4 protein-coding genes are annotated in these 3,271 nt (G+C 75.6%); 2 read left to right on the top strand and 2 right to left on the bottom strand.

Going from position 1 to position 3,271, the window contains the following annotated elements; genetic code table 11:
- Positions 1-422, top strand: a 422-nt coding sequence (locus QM572_RS04875) for a hypothetical protein (RefSeq protein WP_415090625.1), incomplete at its 5' end; no start/stop codon positions are given.
- Positions 415-1,191, top strand: a complete 777-nt coding sequence (locus QM572_RS04870) for a DNA-formamidopyrimidine glycosylase family protein (RefSeq protein ID WP_415090623.1) — start codon at positions 415-417, stop codon at positions 1,189-1,191. The genes QM572_RS04875 and QM572_RS04870, both read left to right, overlap by 8 nt.
- 139 nt (positions 1,192-1,330) lie before the next feature.
- Here the strand turns inward: QM572_RS04870 and QM572_RS04865 are convergent, their stop codons facing one another.
- Both QM572_RS04865 and QM572_RS04860 read right to left on the bottom strand, forming a co-directional pair.
- On the bottom strand, positions 1,331-2,422 hold the full coding sequence (locus QM572_RS04865; protein WP_415090620.1) for a carboxylate-amine ligase: 1,092 nt from the start codon (positions 2,420-2,422) through the stop codon (positions 1,331-1,333).
- 2 nt (positions 2,423-2,424) lie between these two features.
- A partial coding sequence (locus QM572_RS04860) for a M20 metallopeptidase family protein (protein ID WP_415090618.1) occupies positions 2,425-3,271 on the bottom strand: 847 nt, incomplete at its 5' end.

Raw genomic sequence — 3,271 nt, 5'->3', positions numbered from 1 at the left:
TGCCCGGCGCGGTCGACCGCCTGCGTGCCTCCACGGCCGAGGTCGCGACGGTGCTGGCCGCCACCGACCCCGCCAACCCCTACGGCGCCGCGCTGCCGTGGCCCGCCTCGGGCGACGGCACGGGGCACCGGCCCGGCCGCAAGGCCGGGGCGCTGGTCGTGCTCGTGGACGGGGCGCTGGCGCTCTACCTCGAGCGCGGCGGCAAGACGCTGCTCACGTTCACCGGCCACGACGGCGACGCCGGCGTGCTCCAGCGGGCGGCCGCCGAGCTGGCCGGCGTCGTGCGCCGCGGCACCCTCGGGCGCCTCACCGTGGAGCGGGCCGACGGCGAGCCGCTGCTCGGCGCGACCACCCCGCTGCGGCAGGCGCTCGCCGACGCCGGCTTCTCGACCACGCCCCGCGGCCTGAGGCTCGATGCCTGAGGGCGACGCGGTCTGGCGCACCGCCCGCCGGCTCGACCGGGCACTGGCCGGGCAGGTCCTCACCCGCACCGACCTCCGCGTCCCCCGCTGGGCGACCGTGGACCTGGCCGGCGAGACGGTCGAGGGCACCACGACCTACGGCAAGCACCTCCTCACCCGGATCGGCGCCGACTGGACCCTCCACACCCACCTGCGGATGGACGGCTCGTGGATCGCCCTGCCCGCCCGCGGTCGCTGGACGCGCCCGGCGCACACCGTCCGGGTCCAGCTCGCGACCGAGACCACGCAGGCGATCGGCGTCCTCCTGGGGGTGGTCGAGCTCCTCCCGCGGTCCCAGGAGGCGACGGCGTACGCGCATCTGGGGCCGGACGTCCTCTCCCCGGACTGGGACGACGACGCCCTCGCCGACGCCGTACGCCGTCTGGCCGGCCACCCCGACGCCCTCGTCTTCGACGCCCTCCGGGATCAGACCTCCCTCGCGGGCCTCGGCACGATCTGGGCGGCGGAGTCGTGCTTCGCGCTGGGGCTGGACCCGCGCACGCCGGTCGCGACGGTCGATGAGCGCGGGCGGCTGCCGCGGCTGGTCCAGGTCGCGCGGCTCAAGCTGCGCGACGCCATCCGCGGCCGCGGCCCGGAGCCGTACGCGGTCTACGGTCGCGAGCGGCAGCCCTGCCCACGGTGTGGCTCCCCGGTGCGACGGATCGCGATGGGCGCCGAGGGCCGCCCCCGCCCGGCCTACTTCTGCCCGCACTGCCAACCCCGCCTCTGAGCCCCTCCCCTCCCCGAATTCCCACACGCGACGGGACATTCCGGCCCTCCCAAGGCGGACAGGAGGGCCCGGAGGTCCCTCCCTGTGTGGGAATTCGGGGAGTCCACGATCGCCGCGGTCGCCAGGGCGGCGATCGGCGTCAGGGACCCGAGGTGGCGGTCTGCTGCACCAGCACGTCGACGACGCCGACGATGCCGCGCTCGGCGAAGGCCTCGCGCTGGAGCCGGGCGCCGCTGCCCCGGCGACGGATCTCCGACAGCCCGTCGGCGACCAGCTCCTCGTCGCCGGTCTCCCGGAGAGCGGGCGAGACGTGCTCCACCAGCGCCGACACGACGTCCCACGCGGGCGCGAGCCGTCCGGTGCGGGTGTCGACGAGCGTGCCCTCCGCCCCCCACCGGGCCGCTCTCCAGTTGGCCACCCGGAGCAGCTCGCTGCGGATCGGCGGCACCGGGACCCCGGCGACCGCCTCGGCCGCGGCCGTGGAGACCAGCGCGCGGGCGAGGGCCGCGATGACCGCCGCGTCGTCCACGTCGGCGCAGACGTCGCAGACCCGGATCTCGACGGTCGGGTAGGTGGCGGAGAGGCGAGCGTCGAAGTAGACCATCCCGTCGTCGATCGCGGCGCCGGTGTCGATCAGCGCCTGCCGGGAGCGGTGGTAGCCCTCGACGGTCTCGAACGGGTCGGTGACACCGGCCGAGGGCCACTGTCCCCACAGCAGCGTGCGATAGCTCGCGTAGAGCGTGTCCTCGCCCGCCACGAACGCCGAGTTGGCGCTGAGCGCGATGAGCACCGCCGTCCACGCCCGGATCCGGTCGAGCACCGCGACGCCCTCCTCCTCGGACTCGATCGACACGTGCACGTGCATCCCGCAGGTCAGCTGGGTCTTCGCCACTCGGCCGAACGTGTCGGCCATCCGCTCGTAGCGCTGGTCGGTCGTCGTCGTGTTGCGGTCGTCGAGCGGGCTCGTCGCCGAGGCGATCAGCCGCACGCCCCGCTCCTCAGCGGCCGTGGCGAGCTCCCTCCGCCGGGCTCGGAGGTCGTCGCGCAGGTCGACCACTCGGCGGTGCGGCGCCGAGCCGAGCTCGGCCTGCTCGCGCTTGAACTCGTGCTCGAACTGGCCGTGCGACATCGCCTCCGCGGCCGCGACGACGAACTCGCCCTCGGGAGCCAGCAGCGGCGAGCCGCCGCGCACCAGGAGGAACTCCTCCTCCACACCGACCGTGCGCACCATGGTCATCCCCTCCCCGCCGCATCGACCGCGGCGACCCCAGCGGCCCCGGCGGCCCCAGCAGCCCCGTCGACCCCGGCGAGGAGGTCGACGGCGCCGAGGTAGCCGGCGAGCAGCGCCCGGGCGACCTCGCCCACGGACGCGTCCGGTGGCCGGAAGCGCGGCGAGTGCAGCATCGCCGGCTCGGCCCGGTCGGGCAGATCGGTCTGGTCGACCCCGACGAACATCATCAGGCTGGGCGCGGCACCGCCGTAGTAGGAGAAGTCGTCGGCGCCGCACGAGCGCAACGGCGCGGAGATCTCGAACCCGAGGCCGGTCAGCCACGGATGCGTCCTCTCGGTGAGCGCGGGGTCGTTGACCAGAGCGGGCTCGCCCTCGTGCACGATCACCTCCCCCTGACAGCCCAGGGCGCTGGCGACCTGCGAGACCACCGCGGTGAGCTCCTCGCGGATGAAGGTCCGGCCGCTCTCGTCGAGCACCCGCAGGGTGCCCTGGGCCCGGGCCTCGTCGGGGATGACGTTGGCCGCCGAGCCGGCGTGGACCGAGCCGATCGTGAGCACCGCGGAGTGCAGCGGGTTGATCCGGCGGCTGACCACCTGCTGCAGCATCACGATCACCTGGGCCATCGCCACGACCGGGTCGTGTGCGAGGTGGGGGTAGCCGCCGTGGCCGCCCCGGCCCCGCACCACGATCTCGAACTGGTCCGAGGCCGCGTTCACCGCCCCCGTCGTCGCCGCGACCGTGCCGCCGGTGAGGATCGGCTGCACGTGCGCCCCGACCACCGCGCCCACGCCGTGCCGCTCGAGCGCCCCGGCGGCGAGCAGGTCGCGGCCGCCGTCCGGCGCCCGCGAC

It is taken from the genome of Nocardioides sp., assembly GCF_047607365.1.
Lineage (GTDB): Bacteria > Actinomycetota > Actinomycetes > Propionibacteriales > Nocardioidaceae > Nocardioides.
The sequence above is the reverse complement of the archived record's forward strand: the minus strand, read 5'-3'. Positions and strand labels throughout refer to the sequence as shown.

Excerpts from the sequence above, each read along its gene's own strand:
- QM572_RS04865 (WP_415090620.1), bottom strand. The coding sequence starts at position 2,422 with ATGGTGCGCACGGTCGGTGTGGAGGAGGAGTTCCTCCTGGTGCGCGGC.
- QM572_RS04870 (WP_415090623.1), top strand. The coding sequence starts at position 415 with ATGCCTGAGGGCGACGCGGTCTGGCGCACCGCCCGCCGGCTCGACCGG.